The 19,514-nt window shown below is 30.3% G+C and carries 21 protein-coding genes; 13 read left to right on the top strand and 8 right to left on the bottom strand.

Features of this window, described 5'->3' with window-relative positions:
- From ACTTBE_RS07855 to ACTTBE_RS07835, 5 genes are read left to right on the top strand one after another with little or no spacing between them, the layout of a single operon-like run.
- Positions 1–558: an HD domain-containing protein gene (locus tag ACTTBE_RS07855; protein WP_440614654.1), complete on the top strand. Its 558-nt coding sequence runs from the start codon at positions 1–3 to the stop codon at positions 556–558.
- 29 nt (positions 559–587) lie between these two features.
- On the top strand, positions 588–1,883 hold the full coding sequence (locus ACTTBE_RS07850; protein WP_440677861.1) for a glutamate--cysteine ligase: 1,296 nt from the start codon (positions 588–590) through the stop codon (positions 1,881–1,883).
- Positions 1,873–2,796 (top strand): glutathione synthase, encoded by a 924-nt coding sequence (gene gshB / locus ACTTBE_RS07845; RefSeq protein WP_440677860.1) that lies wholly within the window; start codon positions 1,873–1,875, stop codon positions 2,794–2,796. The genes ACTTBE_RS07850 and gshB overlap by 11 nt, the downstream gene beginning before the upstream one ends.
- Complete coding sequence (locus ACTTBE_RS07840) at positions 2,793–3,668, top strand: DMT family transporter (protein WP_440677859.1); 876 nt, start codon at positions 2,793–2,795, stop codon at positions 3,666–3,668. The genes gshB and ACTTBE_RS07840 overlap by 4 nt, the downstream gene beginning before the upstream one ends.
- Positions 3,669–3,699: 31 nt before the next feature.
- Complete coding sequence (locus ACTTBE_RS07835) at positions 3,700–5,028, top strand: MFS transporter (RefSeq protein WP_440677858.1); 1,329 nt, start codon at positions 3,700–3,702, stop codon at positions 5,026–5,028.
- Here the strand turns inward: ACTTBE_RS07835 and ACTTBE_RS07830 are convergent.
- The gene (locus ACTTBE_RS07830) at positions 5,025–5,798 is read right to left on the bottom strand and encodes an MOSC domain-containing protein (RefSeq protein ID WP_440677857.1); all 774 of its coding nucleotides are present in this window, start codon (positions 5,796–5,798) and stop codon (positions 5,025–5,027) included. The two genes, ACTTBE_RS07835 and ACTTBE_RS07830, sit on opposite strands and share 4 nt — an antisense overlap.
- Positions 5,799–5,809: 11 nt before the next feature.
- Here ACTTBE_RS07830 and ACTTBE_RS07825 point away from each other — a divergent pair, with 11 nt between their 5' ends.
- From ACTTBE_RS07825 to ACTTBE_RS07795, 7 genes are read left to right on the top strand one after another with little or no spacing between them, the layout of a single operon-like run.
- A complete protein-coding gene (locus tag ACTTBE_RS07825) occupies positions 5,810–6,634 on the top strand; it encodes a phytanoyl-CoA dioxygenase family protein (protein ID WP_440677856.1) in 825 nt (274 codons plus the stop codon).
- 4 nt (positions 6,635–6,638) lie between these two features.
- Complete coding sequence (locus tag ACTTBE_RS07820) at positions 6,639–7,319, top strand: formylglycine-generating enzyme family protein (protein ID WP_440677855.1); 681 nt, start codon at positions 6,639–6,641, stop codon at positions 7,317–7,319.
- A gap of 26 nt (positions 7,320–7,345) precedes the next feature.
- Positions 7,346–8,686 (top strand): pectin acetylesterase-family hydrolase, encoded by a 1,341-nt coding sequence (locus ACTTBE_RS07815; RefSeq protein ID WP_440677854.1) that lies wholly within the window; start codon positions 7,346–7,348, stop codon positions 8,684–8,686.
- A gap of 2 nt (positions 8,687–8,688) precedes the next feature.
- Positions 8,689–9,699: a Gfo/Idh/MocA family protein gene (locus ACTTBE_RS07810; protein WP_440677853.1), complete on the top strand. Its 1,011-nt coding sequence runs from the start codon at positions 8,689–8,691 to the stop codon at positions 9,697–9,699.
- Positions 9,696–10,769, top strand: coding sequence for a Gfo/Idh/MocA family protein (locus ACTTBE_RS07805; RefSeq protein ID WP_440677852.1), 1,074 nt, complete (start codon positions 9,696–9,698; stop codon positions 10,767–10,769). The genes ACTTBE_RS07810 and ACTTBE_RS07805 overlap by 4 nt, the downstream gene beginning before the upstream one ends.
- A 23-nt stretch (positions 10,770–10,792) precedes the next feature.
- A complete protein-coding gene (locus ACTTBE_RS07800) occupies positions 10,793–11,722 on the top strand; it encodes a hypothetical protein (RefSeq protein ID WP_440677851.1) in 930 nt (309 codons plus the stop codon).
- A gap of 14 nt (positions 11,723–11,736) precedes the next feature.
- Positions 11,737–12,564 carry a phytanoyl-CoA dioxygenase family protein gene (locus ACTTBE_RS07795; RefSeq protein WP_440677850.1) on the top strand — a complete coding sequence of 276 codons (828 nt, stop codon included), beginning with the start codon at positions 11,737–11,739 and terminating at the stop codon, positions 12,562–12,564.
- Here the strand turns inward: ACTTBE_RS07795 and ACTTBE_RS07790 are convergent.
- Entirely contained in the window at positions 12,557–13,027 is a 471-nt protein-coding gene (locus tag ACTTBE_RS07790; protein WP_440677849.1) for a GFA family protein, read from the bottom strand. The genes ACTTBE_RS07795 and ACTTBE_RS07790 overlap by 8 nt on opposite strands.
- A 29-nt stretch (positions 13,028–13,056) precedes the next feature.
- Here ACTTBE_RS07790 and ACTTBE_RS07785 point away from each other — a divergent pair, with 29 nt between their 5' ends.
- On the top strand, positions 13,057–13,284 hold the full coding sequence (locus ACTTBE_RS07785; RefSeq protein ID WP_440677848.1) for a hypothetical protein: 228 nt from the start codon (positions 13,057–13,059) through the stop codon (positions 13,282–13,284).
- Here ACTTBE_RS07785 and ACTTBE_RS07780 read toward each other — a convergent pair.
- Genes ACTTBE_RS07780 through mobA form a run of 6 tightly spaced genes read right to left on the bottom strand, consistent with a single transcriptional unit; the run spans position 13,277 to position 19,502 of the window.
- Positions 13,277–14,326, bottom strand: a complete 1,050-nt coding sequence (locus ACTTBE_RS07780) for a threonine aldolase family protein (protein ID WP_440677847.1) — start codon at positions 14,324–14,326, stop codon at positions 13,277–13,279. The two genes, ACTTBE_RS07785 and ACTTBE_RS07780, sit on opposite strands and share 8 nt — an antisense overlap.
- 2 nt (positions 14,327–14,328) lie before the next feature.
- Positions 14,329–15,444 (bottom strand): serine/threonine protein kinase, encoded by a 1,116-nt coding sequence (locus ACTTBE_RS07775; protein WP_440677846.1) that lies wholly within the window; start codon positions 15,442–15,444, stop codon positions 14,329–14,331.
- A gap of 5 nt (positions 15,445–15,449) precedes the next feature.
- Positions 15,450–16,667 carry an aminopeptidase P family protein gene (locus tag ACTTBE_RS07770; RefSeq protein WP_440677845.1) on the bottom strand — a complete coding sequence of 406 codons (1,218 nt, stop codon included), beginning with the start codon at positions 16,665–16,667 and terminating at the stop codon, positions 15,450–15,452.
- A 6-nt stretch (positions 16,668–16,673) separates the two neighbouring features.
- A complete protein-coding gene (locus ACTTBE_RS07765) occupies positions 16,674–17,579 on the bottom strand; it encodes a DMT family transporter (RefSeq protein WP_440676078.1) in 906 nt (301 codons plus the stop codon).
- Positions 17,580–17,628: 49 nt separating this feature from the next.
- On the bottom strand, positions 17,629–18,882 hold the full coding sequence (locus ACTTBE_RS07760; protein WP_440677844.1) for a molybdopterin molybdotransferase MoeA: 1,254 nt from the start codon (positions 18,880–18,882) through the stop codon (positions 17,629–17,631).
- Complete coding sequence (gene mobA, locus ACTTBE_RS07755) at positions 18,879–19,502, bottom strand: molybdenum cofactor guanylyltransferase (RefSeq protein WP_440677843.1); 624 nt, start codon at positions 19,500–19,502, stop codon at positions 18,879–18,881. Before mobA ends, ACTTBE_RS07760 begins: the two co-directional genes overlap by 4 nt.
- Between the last annotated feature and the right edge of the window lie 12 nt (positions 19,503–19,514).

Here is a 19,514-nt window from a genome sequence, read left to right as displayed (position 1 = left end):
ATGAAAACAGTAAATTTTACTGAAATGAAAAATGGAACCAAAGATGAGTACTTGTTGCTTGATGAGTATGAGCAAAAATATATTGATGGCACTGCTGATCGAATATTAAAATTTATGAGTGGATTAAATTCTACTTTAGAGGGATACAAAATAACTAGACTTGAACACTCTCTGCAAACTGCAACAAGAGCTTTTAAAGATAATGCGGATGAAGAAATGGTGGTTGCAGCTTTGTTACATGATATAGGAGACGAGTTAGCTCCTGTTAATCACTCAGAATATGCAGCATCAGTTTTGAAACCTTATGTTTCAGAAAAGACACATTGGATCATTCAAAAGCATGGTGAGTTTCAAATGTATTATTATGCACATCATCTTGGAAAGAATCAAAATCAAAGAGATAAATATAAAGATCATAAATATTTTAATGATGCTGTAGAGTTTTGTGAGAAATGGGACCAGGCTTCTTTTGATCCAGACTATAAAAGTATGAAATTGGAGGAATTTGCACCAATGGTGAGAAAAATATTCTCAAGAAAGCCCTATTCTTTACTTTAAATTAAATTAAAATCCATTATCTAAAGCGCATGATTAACAATAAAGAAAAAATTATTGAATATTTTAAATCTGGTATCAAAGAAGATAAAGATTTTAGAATTGGTATCGAACATGAAAAATTCTTGTTCAATACTAATGACAATAAAAGAATTGATTATCCAAAAGTAAAAGAAATGTTTACTGCCTTAACTGAATTTGGCTGGAACCCTGTTTTTGAAAAAGAAAATATTATTGGTCTTAATAAGGGTGGAAAAAATATTACACTAGAACCTGGTAACCAAATTGAATTATCCGGTGATAAGTTAAACCATATGCATGAGGCGTGTGCAGAGTCTCAAGACTATTTATTTGAATTAAAACAAGTTACTAAAAAATTAGATATCAAAATAGTTAGTGCAGGTTTTGATCCTATTTCAAAATTAGAAGATATTCCAAATAATCCTAAACAACGTTATGAATTAATGACAAAAGACATGCCACTAGGTGGAGAGCTTAGTTTAGACATGATGTATCGAACGTGTGGAACACAATTAAATATTGATTACAATTCGGAAGAAGATTTTATTAAAAAATTTAAACTAGCTAATTCTATTGTTCCAATTTCAATTGTACTATTTGCAAATTCATCAATCGTTGAAAAAAAGAATAGTAATTATTTATCTTATAGATCTAAAGTATGGCAAAGCACTTCAAGAGGAGGTTTGCCTAAATTATTTTTTGAAAATTTAGATTTTGAGAAATATGCGGAATTTGTAATGAGCTTTCCAATTTTATTCATTCAACACAATGATCAGTATATTTCAGGAAGAAAATATACATTTAAAGATTTTATGGATGGAAAAATTGAAGAAATAGGAAATAGACTTCCAACTGAATCTGATCTTACAACGCACTTGAGCACAATCTTTACTGAAAATAGATTGAAGAAATATATTGAGCTTAGATCAATGGATACCTGCGGTTGGGATTGCCTATGTGCTGGACCAGCTTTTAATATTGGTTTGTTGTATGGAAATTTAGATGAAGCATACGAATTAGTGTCTTCATGGGAAACAGATAAAATAATCAATGCTTATTTAGAAGCTCCTCAAAAAGGATTTAATACTCAATTAATGGGTAAAGATTTATTGTATTGGACTTCTGCTCTCCTAAATATTTCCAGAAAAGGATTAGAGAAAAGAGACATCATTAGTAAAAAAGGAAATAACGAAACTATCTTCTTAAATCATTTACAAAATGTAGTTGATAATAAGACTACAAATGCAGATCATATGATTAGTAAATTTTCAAAAGATGAAAATTTAGAAGAATTATATGACAAATAAAATAGTAGCTGTTCAAGGCAATCATCCCTCTACCTTAAACCCTGTAACAGATACTAGTGTTTTTTTAGCTAACGAAATTCAAAATAAATATAAGATTTTTTATTACGATCCAAAAGATCTATCAATAATTAACAAAAAAGTTTTAGCCAAAGGTTTCTTTATTAAGTTCAATTATCAAAACAAGAAATTTTATAAAATCATTAAAAAACAAACTTTAGACCTTACAAAGTGTAAGTTTATTTTAATCCGTCAAGATCCGCCATTTAATTTAGAATATATTTCAACGACTTACATTTTAGATTTCATTAAATATAAAGTTAAAATAATCAATAACCCAACATCTATCAGAAACATCTCTGAAAAGCTATATTCAACAAAATATTTAAAATATATGCCTGATACACTTTTTTCTCAGGATATAAATGAAATCAAAAATTTTATCAAAAAACATAAGAAAGTAATTATCAAACCTATTCATAGTTATAGTGGCAATGATATTCACTTATTAAATAAATTTAATTCAAAACTTATTAATAAATTTATTAAAAAACATGATCATATTATGTGTCAAAAATTTTTACCTAAGATTAATAAAGGAGATAAAAGAGTATTTATAATTAATGGAAAAGTTTGTGGTGCAATTTCTAGAGTTCCTAAAAAAGGATCTTATTTAAGCAATATGAGCAAAGGCGCTAAACCGATTAATATCAATTTAACTAAACAGGAAAATAAAATTTCAAAATTAATTGCAAAAGACTTAAAAAAAGAAAATATTTATTTTGCAGGGATTGATTTTATAGATCAAAAATTAAATGGAGACATCAATGTTACCTCTCCTACAGGACTTAAAACTTTTTTTGATTTATCAGGAATAAACTTAGCAAAAACTTTTTGGAAAGAATTAAAAGCATGAACAATTTAACTGATCAACAAAAAGGTTCGTTGATGGCTTTTGTTGCAGTGATGTTTATCACTCCTGATAGTTTATTCATTAGACTTTCAAATGTAGATACTTGGGGATTAGTTTTTTATAGAGGTATCATTCCATTTGTAACTGTATTTGTTGGAATGTTGTTTATTTATAAATCAAGTTTTTTTAAATTACTTTATGGAAATTCAGTTTATGGTGTTGCTTATATTATTACGTTTTCCATAACCAACATTACATTTGTACTATCAATTCAAAATACGAATGTTGCAAACACGCTTGTTATGATTGCACTTGCACCAATGTTGTCAGCTATTTTTGGTGCAATATTTTTAAAAGAAAAACCAGATCGAAATACTTTGATTGCTATAGCAATTACGTTTTTAAGTGTTCTTTATATATTTTACGACTCTGTGAAATTAGGAAATATTTTTGGTGATATTTTAGGTTTTATTACTGCATGCGGTCTTGCAGCAGGAGCAACAATCATCAGAGCTGGAAAAAGTCTAAACTTGGTTCCTTCAGCTGTGGTTGGTAAACTGGTCGTAGCATTAGTCGCTTTATTCTTTATTGATACATTTGAACTAAAAGACAACGATATTTATATCATTCCAGCTATGTGTATTCTTTGTGTGGCCATTCCTTTTGTGTTGGTAACACTAGCTCCAAGATACATAACAGGAGCTGAAGTAAATCTATTTTTTCTAATGGAAACGGTTTTGGGACCTATTTGGGTGTGGATGGTTGTTAAAGAACAACCTTCAATGGAGACAATTCAGGGAGGAGTGGTGATCATTTTAACAATCGCTATTCACTCATTCCTAGCCATAAAAAAAACACAAACCAAAACTACTTAGCCCGCAATTTATTGATACTTAAAATTTAGAAATGCAAAAAGAAGTAAAAAAATCCTGGGCTCTATTTATAGGTATTGGAACCATGATGATAGCTCATGGATTACAAATGCAGATAATGGGTATTAGATCTGTACTTGAGGACTTTAGTGTTTTTACCACAGGGGTCTTCATGTCAGGATATTATATCGGCTACTTTGTTGGGTCTAGAACAACTCCAAATTTTGTATCTAAGGTTGGCCACATCAGAGTATTTGCAGCTTTTGCATCACTTGCATCACTTAGTGCATTGCTTGCTGTAGTTTATGTAAATCCATTTATGTGGACAGTAAGTAGATTTATAACAGGTATCAGTTTAGTTAGTTGTTATGTTGTCACTGAAAGTTGGTTAAACGACAGAGCAACTAATAAGAATAGAGGGCAATTATTATCTGCCTACATGATGGTAATTTATTTTGGTCTTGCAGTTGGAATGTTGTTACTTAACTTAAGTGAACCAAAAGCATATGAACCTTTTATTTTGGTATCTGTACTTTTATCTTTAGCGCTTGTTCCAATTTTATTAACAAAAAGACCAGCTCCAAAATTCAAAAAAATTGAAACAATTAGTATTAAAGAACTTTATGAAATCTCTCCTCTTGGCACTTTTAGTTCTTTTTTCACTGGAGTAATTCATGCTGCATTTTTTTCATTAATTTCAGTTTACGCAACCCTTGCAAAACTAACTTTATTTGAAACTTCAATTCTTTTGTTTATAGCAACAATTGCGGGAGTGTTAGGTCAGGGACCAATTGGATATTTTTCTGATCAATACGATAGAAGAAGGGTAATTATCGTAACAACATTTGGAAGTTCTGCTTTAGCATTATTATCAATTTTAACTTCTAATGATCCTATACAAAACATTTATTATATGGATGAACTTGCATTTAAAAAAATAGTTTTCTTTATTGCGGTTGGTCTCTATTCAAGTTTATGTCTTCCATTATTTTCTTTAAACCTTGCACACACTAATGACTTTGTTCCAAAATCTAAATTCGTTGCTGCTGGTGGTGGACTACAATTAATCTTTGGTTTAGGTGCTATAAGTGGTCCTATTTTATGTTCGCTATTTATGGGTTGGTTTGGATTAAATGGATTTTTTGGATTTTTAATTGTAGTTCATGCATTAATTGGTGCATTTGGTTTATACAGAATGAGAATAAGAGAAACTGTCGATAATCCAGATTCTACATTTACACCTGTTCCTGCAACCATTACACCTGCTGGATTAGAATTAGACCCAGATACTCCAGAAACATTAGATAATACCGCTGTAAATGAAACAAAAAATGTTTTTGAGGAACCTAGTTCCACAAATTAAATTATAATTTTATCTTCAATAGATACTTCACCATCCTCTAGAGGAATTAAATAAACTCCAAGATCCATGTGGTCATAAAATTCTTTAAGTTTCTGAGGAAGATTAAAAGTTATTTCATCTGATTTAGGTTTCAAATTAGTTGCTGAGCATCTTGGGATATGATCATCAACTTTAAAAGGAACTCCATTAATATTGATGATATTACCTATCCAATTTCTCTCTTCCCAAGCACCTAAACCATTTACGTAGAAGTTTCCTCTAAACCTTTGATACTCAACTTCTTCGCCCATATTTTTTTCAAAGTCTTTAATACTATTGTGATTTATTAAAGATATTGAGCTCATTACCTCTCCCCCACTATTTGTATCAAAAAAAGGATTTTGGTTATTCTTTAATAGAAATACTGGACCTTTAACTTGGTCATCTAAATGTAATACTTCTTGCTCTATTAAACTTACTTCTTCAGGATTATTAGGATTGATTGAAATTATTTTTTTTTGATCATTAAATAATTCAAGATTTCCTTCATTAAATTCAAATGAATATTTGTTAAGCATAGGTGTATTTTTTAAAGTAAGAAAATTTATCAATTTTCTTTCACCAGGCTCCTGTTCCATCTTTTGGGCCTTTCCAGTATCTAATAGTCTTGAGAATGCAAACAATCGATCATTAATAATTCCTATATTTTTTTTAATCTCACATTTATTAATTTTTTGAAACGAGATTGATTTTACTGGTGAAAAATAAATAGAGGATATGCTAATATTCATTCTAAAAACATATGGCTAATTTAAATTCAAATCAACTTAAAGAATACCAAGATCAAGGTTACATAGCCCCAATTGATATTCTATCAAAAGAAGAAGCAAAAGATGCAAGAGATGAAATTGAATTAATCGAAAAAGAAATGCCTGATGAAATTGATAAATCAGAAAGATATAATGCTCATTTAATTTCACCAAAACTAGATGCCATAGTTCATAATTCAAAACTATTAGATGCTGTAGAAAGTATTATTGGAAAAAATATTTTAGTATGTGGAACAACTTTGTTTATAAAAAATCCTAATCAACAAGGTTTTGTAAGTTATCATCAGGATGCAAAATATATTGGCTTAGAACCTCATAATTGGGTTACGGCTTGGGTAGCTTTAACAGATTCAAATGAAGAAAATGGTTGTATGAAAATGTGGCCTAAATCACATATAGAAATAAAAGATCATGATGAAAAATTTAATGAAGGAAATTTATTAACAAGAGGTCAAACAGTTAATGATGTTCCAAATGATGAAGTAAAGTCTGTTGAGCTTGTTGCGGGTCAAATGTCATTGCACCATCCAAGAATAGTTCATGGTTCGGGCATAAACAAAAGTAATGACAGAAGAATTGGATTTGTAATCCAAAGTTATATTGGCACCAATGTTAAACAAGTATTAGGCAAAAATAGTGTTCAATTAGCAAGAGGTGTTGATGAATTTCATCACCATGAGATAATTCAAAGACCAAAATCGTTGATGAACAAAGAAGATTTATTAATTAAAAAAAAAGAAAATCAATATCTACAAGATATTTTTTACAAAGGTTCAGATAAAAAAGGAAACTACTAATTAAATGAAGAAATTAATTATTTTGAGTTTATTTTTGTTTTCTAAAACATTTGCTTTTGAAAATCCTAAAATTGATTTTGGAAACTTTTCTTTAAATAAATATGAAATTACTATCCAAGAATTTAAAAATTATGCCAAAAAAAATAATTTAATCACTGAAGCAGAGAAAACTGGTGGTGGATATGAATGGGGTGCTGGTTGGGAAAAAAGAGCTGGTTGGACATATAAAACTCCATACGGCGAAAATCCTGATAGTGAATTAGAACCAGCAGTACATGTTAGTAGATATGAAGCTGAAGATTACTGTAAATCAATAGATGGTAGACTGCCCTCTTTTGATGAATGGTCTTACGCTGCATACAAGCAAGTATTTAGTTCTTCAGAATTTGAAAAAGGCAAAGTCTATAAATACCCAAGTGGTGATGAGGCTAAAAATATGAATTCTCAAGGATTATTAAATTATGACAAACATGTTGATGTAACTAAACTACCAGACGGAATTAATGGTTTAGTTGCAATGGGAGGAAATGTTTGGGAATGGATAGACGATGAAAAAAATGGCAATTCATTAACAGCTGGTGCATCATGGTGGTATGGAGGTTCCAAGACTTCTAAAAGTGGAGCACAATACAAACCATCTGATTTCTATGCAATTTATGTTGGTTTTAGATGTGCCTTCGACTAATATTTTAAAAATCCAAAAATTATTAAATGATAAAATTTTTTATTACATTATTTTTTTTAATTTTTACTATTAGTTCTAGTTTTTCAAACGAGTTAAAACTTACTAAAAATCCCGATGCTATTTGTAACAATGGTGAGCAAGCTACATTTACAATTAAAAAAGCAAAATCAAAAAAATGGGCAATAATTTTACCTGGTGGTGGTGTTGCACGAAATACTGATGAATACAAATCACGATCTGACAGTATGAAATCTCCTGAATTAAAACCTCATTATTTTGGACAGGCGATTGAGAAAGATGTTGAGGATAAAAATTATAATATGGTTTTTATTCCTTATTGTTCTAGCGATCTTTATCAAGGTAACCATTTCAACATTGTAGATGGTAAAGAAATTCCTTTTAAAGGGAGAGTAATAGTTAATGATGTTTTAGACCAACTTAATGATCAGCTCAAAGAGGCGGATGAGATTATATTTTTAGGTTATTCCGCGGGTGCAATTGGCATTGGATTTCATGCAGAAAGAATTGGGCAGTATAATAATGTAAGAGTTTTAGTGGATAGTTTCTGGTTCGATGAAGAAACAACTAAATTTTATGAAAATTTTGAAAAAAATAATGATCGAAGCTTTATCTATAAGGGATCCATGGAAGCTTGTAATGATAGTTGGGCTAGTTGTTTTCCATCAAGAAAGAACTTTGAAAAAAATAATATAAAGGATGTATTTTTTATTTGGAATATTGGAGACAGATATGCGGACCCAATTAAAGATAAATTAGCTTTAAAAAAAGCAATCAAGAAAGATTTAGAGTTTTATAACGCTGGATTTAGTATTGAAGCTGACAAAAGAAAAATTTCAGGATTTGAAGATTGGGGACACGTCCTAGCTTGGGATAATAAAACTTATACTAAGAACTACTTTGATATGAGTCTTCAAGAAGCAGTAAATAATTGGATAGACAGAAAAGGAAATGCATTAGTTGTTGATTATTTACTTAGTGATGAAAAAAAAGCTGAAATTAATAAAAAATCAAAATTATTTGATGGAGAATATAAATTCAAATTACATCGTGTTTCAGAGGATGGTAAAAATAAAAAAATTGGTAATGGAAAACTTGAAATTAAAAATGGTCAATTAATCTTCTTTATTAAAGCTAGTAAATTAAAAACTGGTTCAAAAGAACATTATGAAACAGCAAAAATTGATATAAACCCGAATGGAGAATTAAACGGTTCAATTAAACTTGATGTTTTAAGTGGTAAAGATAGATCAGAAATTTATTATTTTAATGGAATGCTTGATGATAAAATCTGGGGCACATCTCCAGATGAAAGTTTTTTCAAAGTTTATCTACAAATAAAAAAATAATTATGAAAAAAGCATTAAATCTTGGTGTTATTGGTATCGATCACGGTCACATCTTTGACATGTTAGATGAAATGTTAAAAGAAGGATGCACTTGTGAATTCTTTTGGACAGAGGGTGATCCATTAACTTTAAAAGAATTTAATTCAAAATATCCAAATATTAAAAGAAAAGAAAATAAGGAAGAAATATTAAATGATCCATCTATTGATATGATTTTAATATCTTCAGTTCCAAAAGATAGAGCTCATAATTCAATAGAAGCCTTAAAAGCTGGAAAAGATGTAATGGTCGATAAACCTGGTTGCACAACTATAGATCAACTAAACGATCTTAAACAAACAGTGAAAGAAACTGGAAAAATATGGTCAGTTAATTTTTCAGAAAGATTTCACGTTGCAGCTGTTGCTAAAGCTGAAGAATTAGTAAACGAGGGAAAAATTGGTAAAGTAAAGCAAACAATTGGTACTGGTCCCCACAGACAAGGTAATTATGAAAGACCTGATTGGTTCTATGATAGAGAAAGTTATGGTGGAATAATTACTGATATAGGTTCACATCAAATTCATCAATTTTTAGTATTTACAAATTCAAATGAAGCAAAAATTAATCATGCACTTGTAGAAAATACTACTAAAAAGGAAAAGCCTGGTTTTCAAGATTTTGGAGAAGTTAACCTAACTGGTAATGGTGGACATGGTTACGTTAGATTAGATTGGTTTACTCCAGATGCACTTCCAACATGGGGAGATGGAAGATTATTAATCCTTGGAGATAAAGGCTATATAGAGATAAGAAAATATACAGATTTAGTAAAGTCAGAAAAAGGTAATCATTTATATTTAGCAAATAATGAAGAAGTTAAATACATCGATTGCTCTAATGTTAAGCTTCCCTACTTTAGAAATTTAATTAATGATGTAATCAACAGAACTGAAACTGCTTGTGCTCAGGAATTAACTTATCTTTCAATGGAACTTGCAATAAAAGCACAATTAAAAGCTGAAACAAAATGAAAAAGTATCAAGTCGCAATTATTGGAACAAACATTGGTGCTAAGCACTATGAAGATTTTAAAAAAGTTAAAGAAAGATTTAATGTTCACACTTTATGTGGAATTACAAGAGAAGCAATTGATAACATTTTATCAAATGATACTGACACAAAAGTATCACTAAACTTTGATGAAGTATTAAAAGTAAAAGAAATTGATATCATTGATATTTGTCTTCCACCCCACTTACATTTCTCTGCTTGTAAAAAAGCTATGGAAGCTGGAAAGCATATAATTTGTGAAAAGCCACTAGTATCAAGTCTTAAAGAAGTCGATGAATTAGAAAAGATCAGTAAAGAAACTGGTAAAATTATTTTTCCAGTTTTCCAATATCGATATGGTCTAGGATTTTCAAAATTAAAAGCATTAATAAAATCTGGTTTAGCTGGAAAACCTTTGGTTGCTTCATTAGAAACTCATTGGAATAGAGGAAAAGATTATTATTCAAAACCTTGGAGAGGAACTTGGGAAGGTGAACAAGGAGGAGCTATATTAAGTCATTCAATACACATTCATGACTTAGTAAGCATGATCTTAGGTCAAGTTTCAAATGTATTTGCAAAATTATCAACTAGAGTAAATGATATTGAAGTTGAAGATTGTGCAGCTTTATCAATTGAAATGGAAAATGGAACACTTGTTACAAGCTCAATTACACTTGGAGCTGCAAACGATACCAGTAGACTTCGATTTTGTTTTGAAGGATTAACAGCTGAGTCTGGCGCATCACCAGATAAACCATACAGTCCAGCTGATGACGAGTGGCATTTCTTACCAAGATCACCTGTTACTCAAGCTCAAATTGATGAAGTGTTATCAAAAGTAAATGATCCTCAATCTTGGTATGCAGGTATGTTTGATGAAATTGCAAACAAATTAGATGGATCTAGTAGTGATGAGGTAACCTTATCAGACGCTAGAAAATCTTTAGAATTTGTTACCGCTGTTTATGATTCTTCCAGACAAAATAAAAACATTAAACTTCCAATAAATAAAGATAATCCACTTTATAATTCGTGGTTACCAAAATAAATTAGTATATATTTTTAGTTGTTATGAAAAAAATAATTTTATTCTTTTCTTTAATATTTTTTTTAAATAATTCTTTTGCTGAGACTTTAAATTATAAAGATTTAGATAAACTATCAAAAATTAATTCTTTTGTGGATGAAAAAGGTAAATCTTATCCAATAGAAAATATTGAAAATAAAAAAAATTCTATTGTTATAATTTACAATCACGGAAGTACAAATGATCACAAGAAAGACTCTTGCAAAAAAAATCCATCTCCAGGATATATTTGGCAAGGTGCAGTTGTCCCTGCAATTTTAAAACTTCACAATCAAACTATTAAAGATAACAAAATTTTAATCTACAGAGTTTGTTCTGGTGTAAAAGGTATGTCTCTTAAAAACCAAAAAAAATACAAAAAACAATTAAAAGAAAATGACAAAATTAAATTAGTTGATGAATTTAAAAATTTAAAAAGACAAAAAATAATTTTAAATGAAGTAGAGAAATTATTAAGTTTAGGTTTTGAAAATATTATACTTTCTGGATATTCGGCAGGTGCTTGGGCTTCTTTAAATCTTCAATCTAGATTTCCTGAAAAGATTAAAGGTACAATTGCTATTAATCCTGCGTTTGCAGGAAAAAAACATGAATGGAGAAAAAAATACCCTGAGTGGGGAGCTTTTAGACAAATGCAAATTGATATAATGAATAATTCACAAACATTAAATGCTCTCGTATTTGCTCACAATAAAGATAAATGGGAAGATCAAGAAACATTGTCATTTCTAAAAAATTTTAAATATTTGAACTTTGTTGATTATAGCGACCTCAAGCCAACAAGCTGTACATGGGCTGATGTAGATAGAAAAATGGAAAGCGACAAAGGTCATAGCATTCCACAATCAAAGTGCTTTACTAAATACGTAGAAAAAAATAATTATTTTATAAATTATATTGAAACCCTATTTTAAAAAGTGGTTAACTCATGATTAATTTTGAGCTCTCTGAAGATTTAATTGATGAATTTAATAATAATGGTTTTTTGATTTTAGATAACTTTTTAGATTTAAATTATATTGAAGATCTTAGAAATAAATTTGAGCCTTTATTTAAAGGTAATTTTGAAACAGGAATTGAGCCAGATGAGTGGAATTGGAAGTTCGGTAAAGATCCTGAAGATGTTACTCGTCAAATCTGTAATGCTTGGAAAGCAGATCATTTAATAAAAAAAGTAGTTTGTCATAAAGTAATTGGTGAAGTTTGCTCTCGTTTAATGAGTTGGCAAGGTACAAGATTAGTTCAGGATAATGTTTTATGGAAACCACCAGGAGGAAAAACATTAGGCTTTCATCAAGACGCTGCTTATGATGATTGGCTTATTCCTCAAACAATGATGACCTGTTGGATGTCATTAGATAATACCTCAAAAGATACTGGAACCTTAGAGTATATAAAAGGCTCTCATAAATGGGGGCTTCAACCTCCTAAAGGAGAATTTCACTCACCAGAAGACTATAAAAAAGAATTAAATATTTTTGCTGAAAAAAATAATAAACAAATAGAAGTTGCTTATGTAGAGGTGCCAGCTGGTGGAGTTTCATTTCACCATGGCTTTACCTGGCATGGATCAGGAATAAATACTTCAAGCAATAATCGACGAGCAATTGTTTCTCATTGCGTTCCAAGTAATGCAAAATTTCACCCAACAAATGAAGGTGGAACAGCTAAAATATATAAAAAATATAAAAAAGAAAATAGTGATTTATTAGATGAAGAATATTTTCCTCTATTATGGGAAAGTAATTCTATTTAGATCCATCAAACCTATCTTCATCCTGTTTAGTTGGATTATAAGTCGGTGATGTCTCAAATTGTTCTTCACATTTAATATCAATATACGGTGCTTTTGATCTTGTAAAAATTTCACCTGATACACCAAACCAAAAACTTGGTGGATCAAATGTTGCAGCTGCAATAGCTGTTAAACCTTTTAAAGCGGGTGCTGATATTGTCCAATAAACACTGGTTCCACATTTTTTACAAAAATTTGTTTCAAAAGTATTTCCACTCTCAGTTACAAATTTATATTGATTATAATTTTGTGAATGGTGTTTTACATTTTCCTCTTTAAACCAAGCACCAACACCAAAAGGACTTCCTGATCTTAGTTGGCAATATCTACAGTGACAAACTCTAGCTCTCTCTGGATTGCCAATTGTTTCATATCTGTTTTCTCCACAAGCACAGCCACCTTGATGAATTTCTTTATCTGTCATAATTAAAGACTATAATATTTTAAAATAATATGAACAAAGAAAACACAAGTAAACTCTGGAAAATTATTCAGGAAGCTGGCGATTATTTGGTGGGGCAATTACCTGACCATCCAAATCATCCTAAAGGAAGAAACCCCTATGCTCATGTTGCTATTTGCGTGAAAAGTAAATTCAATGCAAGTTATAAAGATATTCCTGATGAACAATTTGATGAAGTGCTGAAGTATATTGAGTTTTTAAAAGAAAATCCTAGCTAGCTTTAATTGTGTTTAACAATTCATCAACATCACTATCTTTCGTATTCCAAGCAGCAACTAATCTCACAGCTTTACCATCCAATTCTTCTTCATTCATTTTGTAACCTTGAGAATTTAAATGTTCTATTTTTTCTCTTGGAAATTTTGCGAAGACTTCATTTGCTTCAGTTGGATAAGCAATTTCAATATCATTATGTTTGCTTAAACCATCACTTAATTTTTTGCCCATTGCATTTGCATGTTTTGCATTTCTTAACCAAACATCATTTGAAATGTAGGCATCTAACTGAGCAGAGACAAAACGCATTTTAGATAATAAATGCCCTGCTCTTTTCATTAAAAAAGCGATATCCCCTACTAATTCTTTCTTAAAAAATATTATTGCTTCAGCTGCTAAACATCCGTTCTTAGTTGCACCGAATGACAATACATCAACTCCAGATTTCCAAGTCATTTCTGCAGGTGTTGCACCTAAAGATACCAATGCATTAGCAAATCTAGCACCATCCATATGTAAATTTAGTTTATGTTTTTGAGTTATCTCTGCAATTTTTTTTATTTCATCTAATTGATAAACTTCGCCTGTTTCACATACTTGAGTAATGCTAACTGATGAAGGTTGAGTGTGATGAACAATACCTTTTCCACCTATAGATTGATGTAATTCTTCTGCAGTTATTTTTCCCATTATTCCAGTTAAAGGGATTAATTTTCCCCCTCCTGTATAAAATTCAGGTGCACCACATTCATCAGTATTAATATGGGACATCTTATGACAATAAATATTTCCATACGAAGGTGTCATCGTAGATAAAGCTAAAGCATTTGCAGCTGTTCCTGAAGCAGTTGGAAAAACAATAACTTCTTTTTCAAATATTTCAGAAAACTTATCTTGTAACTCTGTTGACAAAGGATCATTTCCATAAGGAGTACTATCTCCTTCATTTGCTTTAATGATTGCCTCTAATACCTCAGGGCAAGCACCCGCAACATTATCGGAGGCGAATTTAACTCGCTCTCTTTTTGTTTTTATTTTTACCATCGTTATTGTTTTGGAAAATAATCTTTTAAAGTGCCTTCTCTATATACATCTGCTGTACAACAATGAAGTCCTCCACCAAAAGCATAAGCATCTCTTAAATCAACAGGCACCACTTCCATTCCTAATTTATCTAGTTGTTCAGCTTGATAAATTTCACTTTTCTCAACACAAACTGTTTTTGGATCTAACACTAAAACATTCATTGATAACCATGTTGAAGAATAACAAAGTGGTGGTGGTTCGTTATGAGCTGGTTGAGCACTATCAACAATTTCCCATCCATTATCTTCAAAAAGTTTTCTTTGTTCTTTTGGTAATCTTCTTTGAGGATTATTAATAATTAAACCTTCTTTTATTGGGGTAAAGGTTGCATCAATGTGAATAGGATATGGATCTCCTGGGAAATTTACTGCGTGTACTCTATGATCTTTATAATGTCTCTTTAGCCAATCAATTCCTTTTAAATTAGTTGTAAATCCATGCTGAACAACCAAATCTTTTCCAAATCTCAATACATCCGCTGCATCAAACAATGGTTCTTCTTCAGTAGTTACAAAATATTTTTTCTCAGTCCACTCTAATCTTTTTTGAACACCAATTTTATCCGATAGATAATCTTTTCTATAATCTGCATCTGTTAGTCTTGGTTTTGGAGCAGACTCGTGTCTCATGTTAGGGTCTTGATTGTAATAATCTTTAAGTAATGGTCGATAACATAAATATTCAAACCAACGACATCTATAACTCATTGTTGCTTCTAAAATTTCATTACCCACAGTTAACAAGACATCTCTTGGAGGCATACAACCAAACATAGTTTCTGCTTCCCAATCTGGTGTTGATGTTTTTTGATTAAAATCAATTGGTGTTGGTCGATCAACTTTAATGCCTCTTTTTTGAAGCATGTTTGAAAAGTTGTCTAATAATTCATTTGCTTTATCGACAGTGTCTTTGGTTCTTGGACCAAACTGTCCTCGCATATCGCTATCTTCAGGAACTTTTGCATCTAATGCTGGCTCTGGTGCCGGGATACAAGTGCCATCCGCTCTTCCAATAATAACATGTTTTAATGGATCCCACTCATTCCAACTATTAACAATAGTTTTATTCTCACTCATAAAGATTAGTTTTTTATAATATTATGCTCAGGCCCGAAAGGAAATTTTGTAATATTTTCTGCTCCATCTTTACCTATTACTAAAATATCGTGCTCTCTATACCCACCAGCACCAGGATTGCCTTCTGGGATCATTATCATTGGCTCCATAGACACCACCATATTTTCCTCAAGAACAGTATCAATATCTTCTCTTAATTCTAAACCAGCTTCTCTTCCATAAAAATGTGAAAGCATACCAAATGAATGACCATAGCCAAATGTTCGGAATTGCAGATAACCAAGTTCAGCAAATAATTCATTTAGCTCATGACAAATGTCTGAACATTTAACACCTGGTTTAATTAATTCTAATCCTCGCTTATGAACTTTTACGTTTGCTTCCCAAGCTTTAAGGGAGGCATCATCTGCATGATCTAAAAACAAAGTTCTCTCCAGTGCAGTGTAATATCCTGATATCATTGGGAAAGTATTTAAAGATAAAATATCTCCTTTAACTAATTTTCTATTAGTCTTTGGATTGTGAGCTCCATCTGTATTGATACCAGATTGAAACCATACCCAGGTATCCATGTACTCTGCACCTGGATAACTTTTAACAATCTCTCTTTCCATTCTATCTCTTGCTGCTATTGCTACTTCGATCTCCGTGTTATCTTCTCTAATATTTTTAGCTATTTCTTCACCACCAATATCTGCAATCCTTGCACCATTTCGAATGATCTCAATTTCTTCATCAGATTTAATCATTCTAAGTTTCATTAGGTCTTTTGAAACGTCACTAAATACAGAAAAAGTAAATAAAGATCCTATTTTGTCTCTCATATCTAAAGTGACATGATCATTTTCAATTCCAATGTTTTTTGGAGGCTCATCTCTTCCGATAATTGATACAATTGCTCTTAAAAAATTATCTCTCTTCCAATCTGTATAAATAACATTATCACAATGCGATCTACGCCATGGTTGGCTTGCATCAATATTAGCTGAAATTGTTGAAATTTTATCTTGAGTAATCACACATCCATATGGTCTTCCAAAAGAACAATAAATAAAACCTGTGTAATACGCAACGTTATGCATGGATGTTAAAATAATCATATCAAGACCATTTTTTTCCATCACTGATCTAAGTTTACTTACTCGATCGTTATACTCTTTATCTGTAAATGGTAATTTTACTTTTTCACCATTTTTTAGTTCAAAAAAATCTGGTCGTTCCATAATAATTTAATTTAATGCTATATAGCGTTTATTCCATCTCATAATTAAGCTGTAGTAGAATAAAGATACAAACAGAAAAAAACCTCCAATAATTGTATTTGTTGATGGCACTTCATTAATTCCTAAAATTGGTAACCAAACCCAAAATATTCCACCCACAACTTCTGTTAAAGACAATAATGTTAACTCAGCAGCTGGAATAGCCTTTGAACCAATTGAATATAAAATTAATCCTGAACAAACTAAAAATCCATGTAGTGAAAATAATGAACTATTATAGCTTGTAGCAAAGAATGCTTGTCCAGTAGATAAAATCATAATTGATGCAAACACAAAACAAAAGAAACCAGCAAAAGCAACTGTTGTAAATTTAGGAGTTTCTTTTCTCCATCTTAGTGAAACTGAAAATACTGAAAAACCTATCGATGAAGTTAGTCCAAATACAAAACCAATTAAAGATTTCTCACCAGTATTACCAATTGCCATAATCAATATACCTGCTGAAGCAATTATAATTGATATCCAAACATTAAGTGAAATTCGTTCTCTAAGAAATAAAAATGCCAAAAGAGCTGTAAAAAAAGGCATTGCAGCCAAACAAAGTAAAGTAACAGCAGCACTGGTGTTTGTTATCGAATAAATAAACGTGATCATCGCAACTCCAAGACCAGAGCCACCAACTACCCCTGATAATCCTATTTTATAGTAATTTTTGTAAAAGTTTTTGCCTTCTTCAAAATATAAGTAGAGATTAAGTAGAATAAAAATAGTTAAACCTCTTCCAAATATATACTGCCAGGGAACAAGATTGGGACTATCCATATATCTTACAACCAAAGGTCCAAATGACCATAATATGCCAGCAAACAGTACAATTGGAACAGCAAGTTTTGGATTTCTTAACTCTAACATTTGTAGAAATCTAATTCTAAAAAGATTTTTCTACAACAAAAATACGTTTCTAAATCAAAGTTTGATTAGAGTGGTTGGGGAAAAAACAATCTAAGATGTCCCCTTTTTTAAATTTTGATTTCCCTGCTGGCAACAAAGACCAAATGTTTGATTTAACAAAAGATTTTACTCTAAAAGACTCTTGCCCTTGTAAAATCTCAACTTCTATTTTTCCATTTTTAGTTGTGCTTAATTTACTTTTTGCAAACCTTGTAAAATTCTGTTTTTTAGAAAAACTATTTTTTAAAGTCGCCCTAACAGGCTGCTCATCGCTTAACCCTAAAATGTTTTCCATGAAAGGAATAACGAAAAATCTAAAGCAAGCAGATGATGACATTGGATTTCCTGGAAGTCCAAAGATTGCTTTTTGTTTTCCTTTAATTTTGGCAAATAAAATTGGTTTTCCTGGTCGGATTGCTACACTTTTAAAATAATTGGATAATTTAAATGTTCTAATAATACTTGGGATATAGTCATATTTTCCAGCAGAAACAGCGCCTGAAGTTATCAATATATCGCTATCACTATTTATAAGTTTCTTAATTTGTGATTTATAAATATTTTGATGGTTGTCTCTAAGTATTCCACCATTTTTAAAATTAAATAAAAAGTTTTCTTTAAGATTTTTTATATAATGACTATTAGAGTTCCTAACTTTCCAATTTGGAATTTTGTCTTGATCTGTAATTTCGTTTCCAGTTGAAAAAAATAAAATATTAATCTTCTTTTTAACTTTAATCTTTTTTATCCCCAAAGTTTTAAAAGCTAAAATATGATTTGGCTGAATAATTGTATTTTTTTTGACAACTATCTCACCTTTTTTGAAGTCTGAACCTGCAAATCTTACATGATTAAACTTTTTAATTTTTTGGTTAACTAAAATGTATTTTTTATTATTTTTATTTGGATAAAAAATAATTTGTTCTATTGGGATAATTGTATCAAAACCTTTAGGGATTATACCACCTGTCATTATTTCAACAGCATCATATTTTTTAATTTTTTTATTTAATGATTTTGTTCCTGCTGCAATAGATCCGATTATTTTAAATTGTTTTGGTGAATTTTTATTAATTCCGTTTGTATCTTTTGATTTAACTGCAAATCCGTCAAACGCAGCGTTATCTCCTGCTGGATAATTGATCTTTGAATAAATGTTATCTGAAATCACTCTATTAAGAGAGTTTTCACTTAATATAGTTTCATCTTTAATTTTAATTCTTGCTTTTTTTAAAATTTTTCTAGATTGATCGTAACTAATCATTTTTTTAATAATTCTTTAGCTTGTTCTAAATCTTCTTTTGTATTGATATTAAAGAAAGGATCTTGATTTGGAAACTCCATATTAATTGTTTTAACTCCAATACTATTAGCCCACAATTCAACTTTTCTAGCTCCTTTTTCTAGATCATCTTCTAATTGATCTAATAAATTCATCGACCATAAACCAAAGATGTTATGCCTAGTATTGTTTGATTTTATAAAAAATAAACTACTTTCATTTTCATCAATTTGATTGATGAATTGCTCTAAAATTTCTTTTTTAAAAAAAGGAGTATCTACTGGAAAAGTTGCTATCCATTGATAGTTTTTATTATGATCTCTTGCCCATTTCATTGCTGAAAGAACTCCGCCTAGAGGACCAAGATCTTTTTTAATATCTCCAATTAGTGAAATTTTATCTGAATTAGTAAACTTAATTGAATTATTAGATACTATTAATACTTCCTTAAATTCATCAATTATTTCTGCCAAAATGTAATCAATTAATATTTTATCAGCTAGCAATATCTGAGATTTGTCTTCACCAAACCTTTGTGACTTCCCGCCTGCTAGCACTGTTCCTAAAATATTGTTATGTTCCATTAATAAAATATAAAACATTCAAAGTTGAAT

This window comes from Candidatus Pelagibacter sp. HIMB1587 (genome assembly GCF_052047775.1).
Taxonomy (GTDB): Bacteria; Pseudomonadota; Alphaproteobacteria; order Pelagibacterales; family Pelagibacteraceae; genus Pelagibacter.
This window is presented reverse-complemented; position numbering and strand designations above follow the sequence as displayed.

Coding starts and splice junctions, on each gene's coding strand:
- ACTTBE_RS07830 (WP_440677857.1), bottom strand. CDS start 5,798: ATGAATATTAGCATATCCTCTATTTATTTTTCACCAGTAAAATCAATC.
- ACTTBE_RS07805 (WP_440677852.1), top strand. CDS start 9,696: ATGAAAAAGTATCAAGTCGCAATTATTGGAACAAACATTGGTGCTAAG.
- gshB (WP_440677860.1), top strand. CDS start 1,873: ATGACAAATAAAATAGTAGCTGTTCAAGGCAATCATCCCTCTACCTTA.
- ACTTBE_RS07765 (WP_440676078.1), bottom strand. CDS start 17,579: ATGTTAGAGTTAAGAAATCCAAAACTTGCTGTTCCAATTGTACTGTTT.
- ACTTBE_RS07800 (WP_440677851.1), top strand. CDS start 10,793: ATGAAAAAAATAATTTTATTCTTTTCTTTAATATTTTTTTTAAATAAT.
- ACTTBE_RS07820 (WP_440677855.1), top strand. CDS start 6,639: ATGAAGAAATTAATTATTTTGAGTTTATTTTTGTTTTCTAAAACATTT.
- ACTTBE_RS07795 (WP_440677850.1), top strand. CDS start 11,737: ATGATTAATTTTGAGCTCTCTGAAGATTTAATTGATGAATTTAATAAT.
- ACTTBE_RS07760 (WP_440677844.1), bottom strand. CDS start 18,882: ATGATTAGTTACGATCAATCTAGAAAAATTTTAAAAAAAGCAAGAATT.
- ACTTBE_RS07785 (WP_440677848.1), top strand. CDS start 13,057: ATGAACAAAGAAAACACAAGTAAACTCTGGAAAATTATTCAGGAAGCT.
- ACTTBE_RS07850 (WP_440677861.1), top strand. CDS start 588: ATGATTAACAATAAAGAAAAAATTATTGAATATTTTAAATCTGGTATC.
- mobA (WP_440677843.1), bottom strand. CDS start 19,502: ATGTTTTATATTTTATTAATGGAACATAACAATATTTTAGGAACAGTG.
- ACTTBE_RS07780 (WP_440677847.1), bottom strand. CDS start 14,326: ATGGTAAAAATAAAAACAAAAAGAGAGCGAGTTAAATTCGCCTCCGAT.
- ACTTBE_RS07790 (WP_440677849.1), bottom strand. CDS start 13,027: ATGACAGATAAAGAAATTCATCAAGGTGGCTGTGCTTGTGGAGAAAAC.
- ACTTBE_RS07835 (WP_440677858.1), top strand. CDS start 3,700: ATGCAAAAAGAAGTAAAAAAATCCTGGGCTCTATTTATAGGTATTGGA.
- ACTTBE_RS07775 (WP_440677846.1), bottom strand. CDS start 15,444: ATGAGTGAGAATAAAACTATTGTTAATAGTTGGAATGAGTGGGATCCA.
- ACTTBE_RS07840 (WP_440677859.1), top strand. CDS start 2,793: ATGAACAATTTAACTGATCAACAAAAAGGTTCGTTGATGGCTTTTGTT.
- ACTTBE_RS07810 (WP_440677853.1), top strand. CDS start 8,689: ATGAAAAAAGCATTAAATCTTGGTGTTATTGGTATCGATCACGGTCAC.
- ACTTBE_RS07815 (WP_440677854.1), top strand. CDS start 7,346: ATGATAAAATTTTTTATTACATTATTTTTTTTAATTTTTACTATTAGT.
- ACTTBE_RS07825 (WP_440677856.1), top strand. CDS start 5,810: ATGGCTAATTTAAATTCAAATCAACTTAAAGAATACCAAGATCAAGGT.
- ACTTBE_RS07855 (WP_440614654.1), top strand. CDS start 1: ATGAAAACAGTAAATTTTACTGAAATGAAAAATGGAACCAAAGATGAG.
- ACTTBE_RS07770 (WP_440677845.1), bottom strand. CDS start 16,667: ATGGAACGACCAGATTTTTTTGAACTAAAAAATGGTGAAAAAGTAAAA.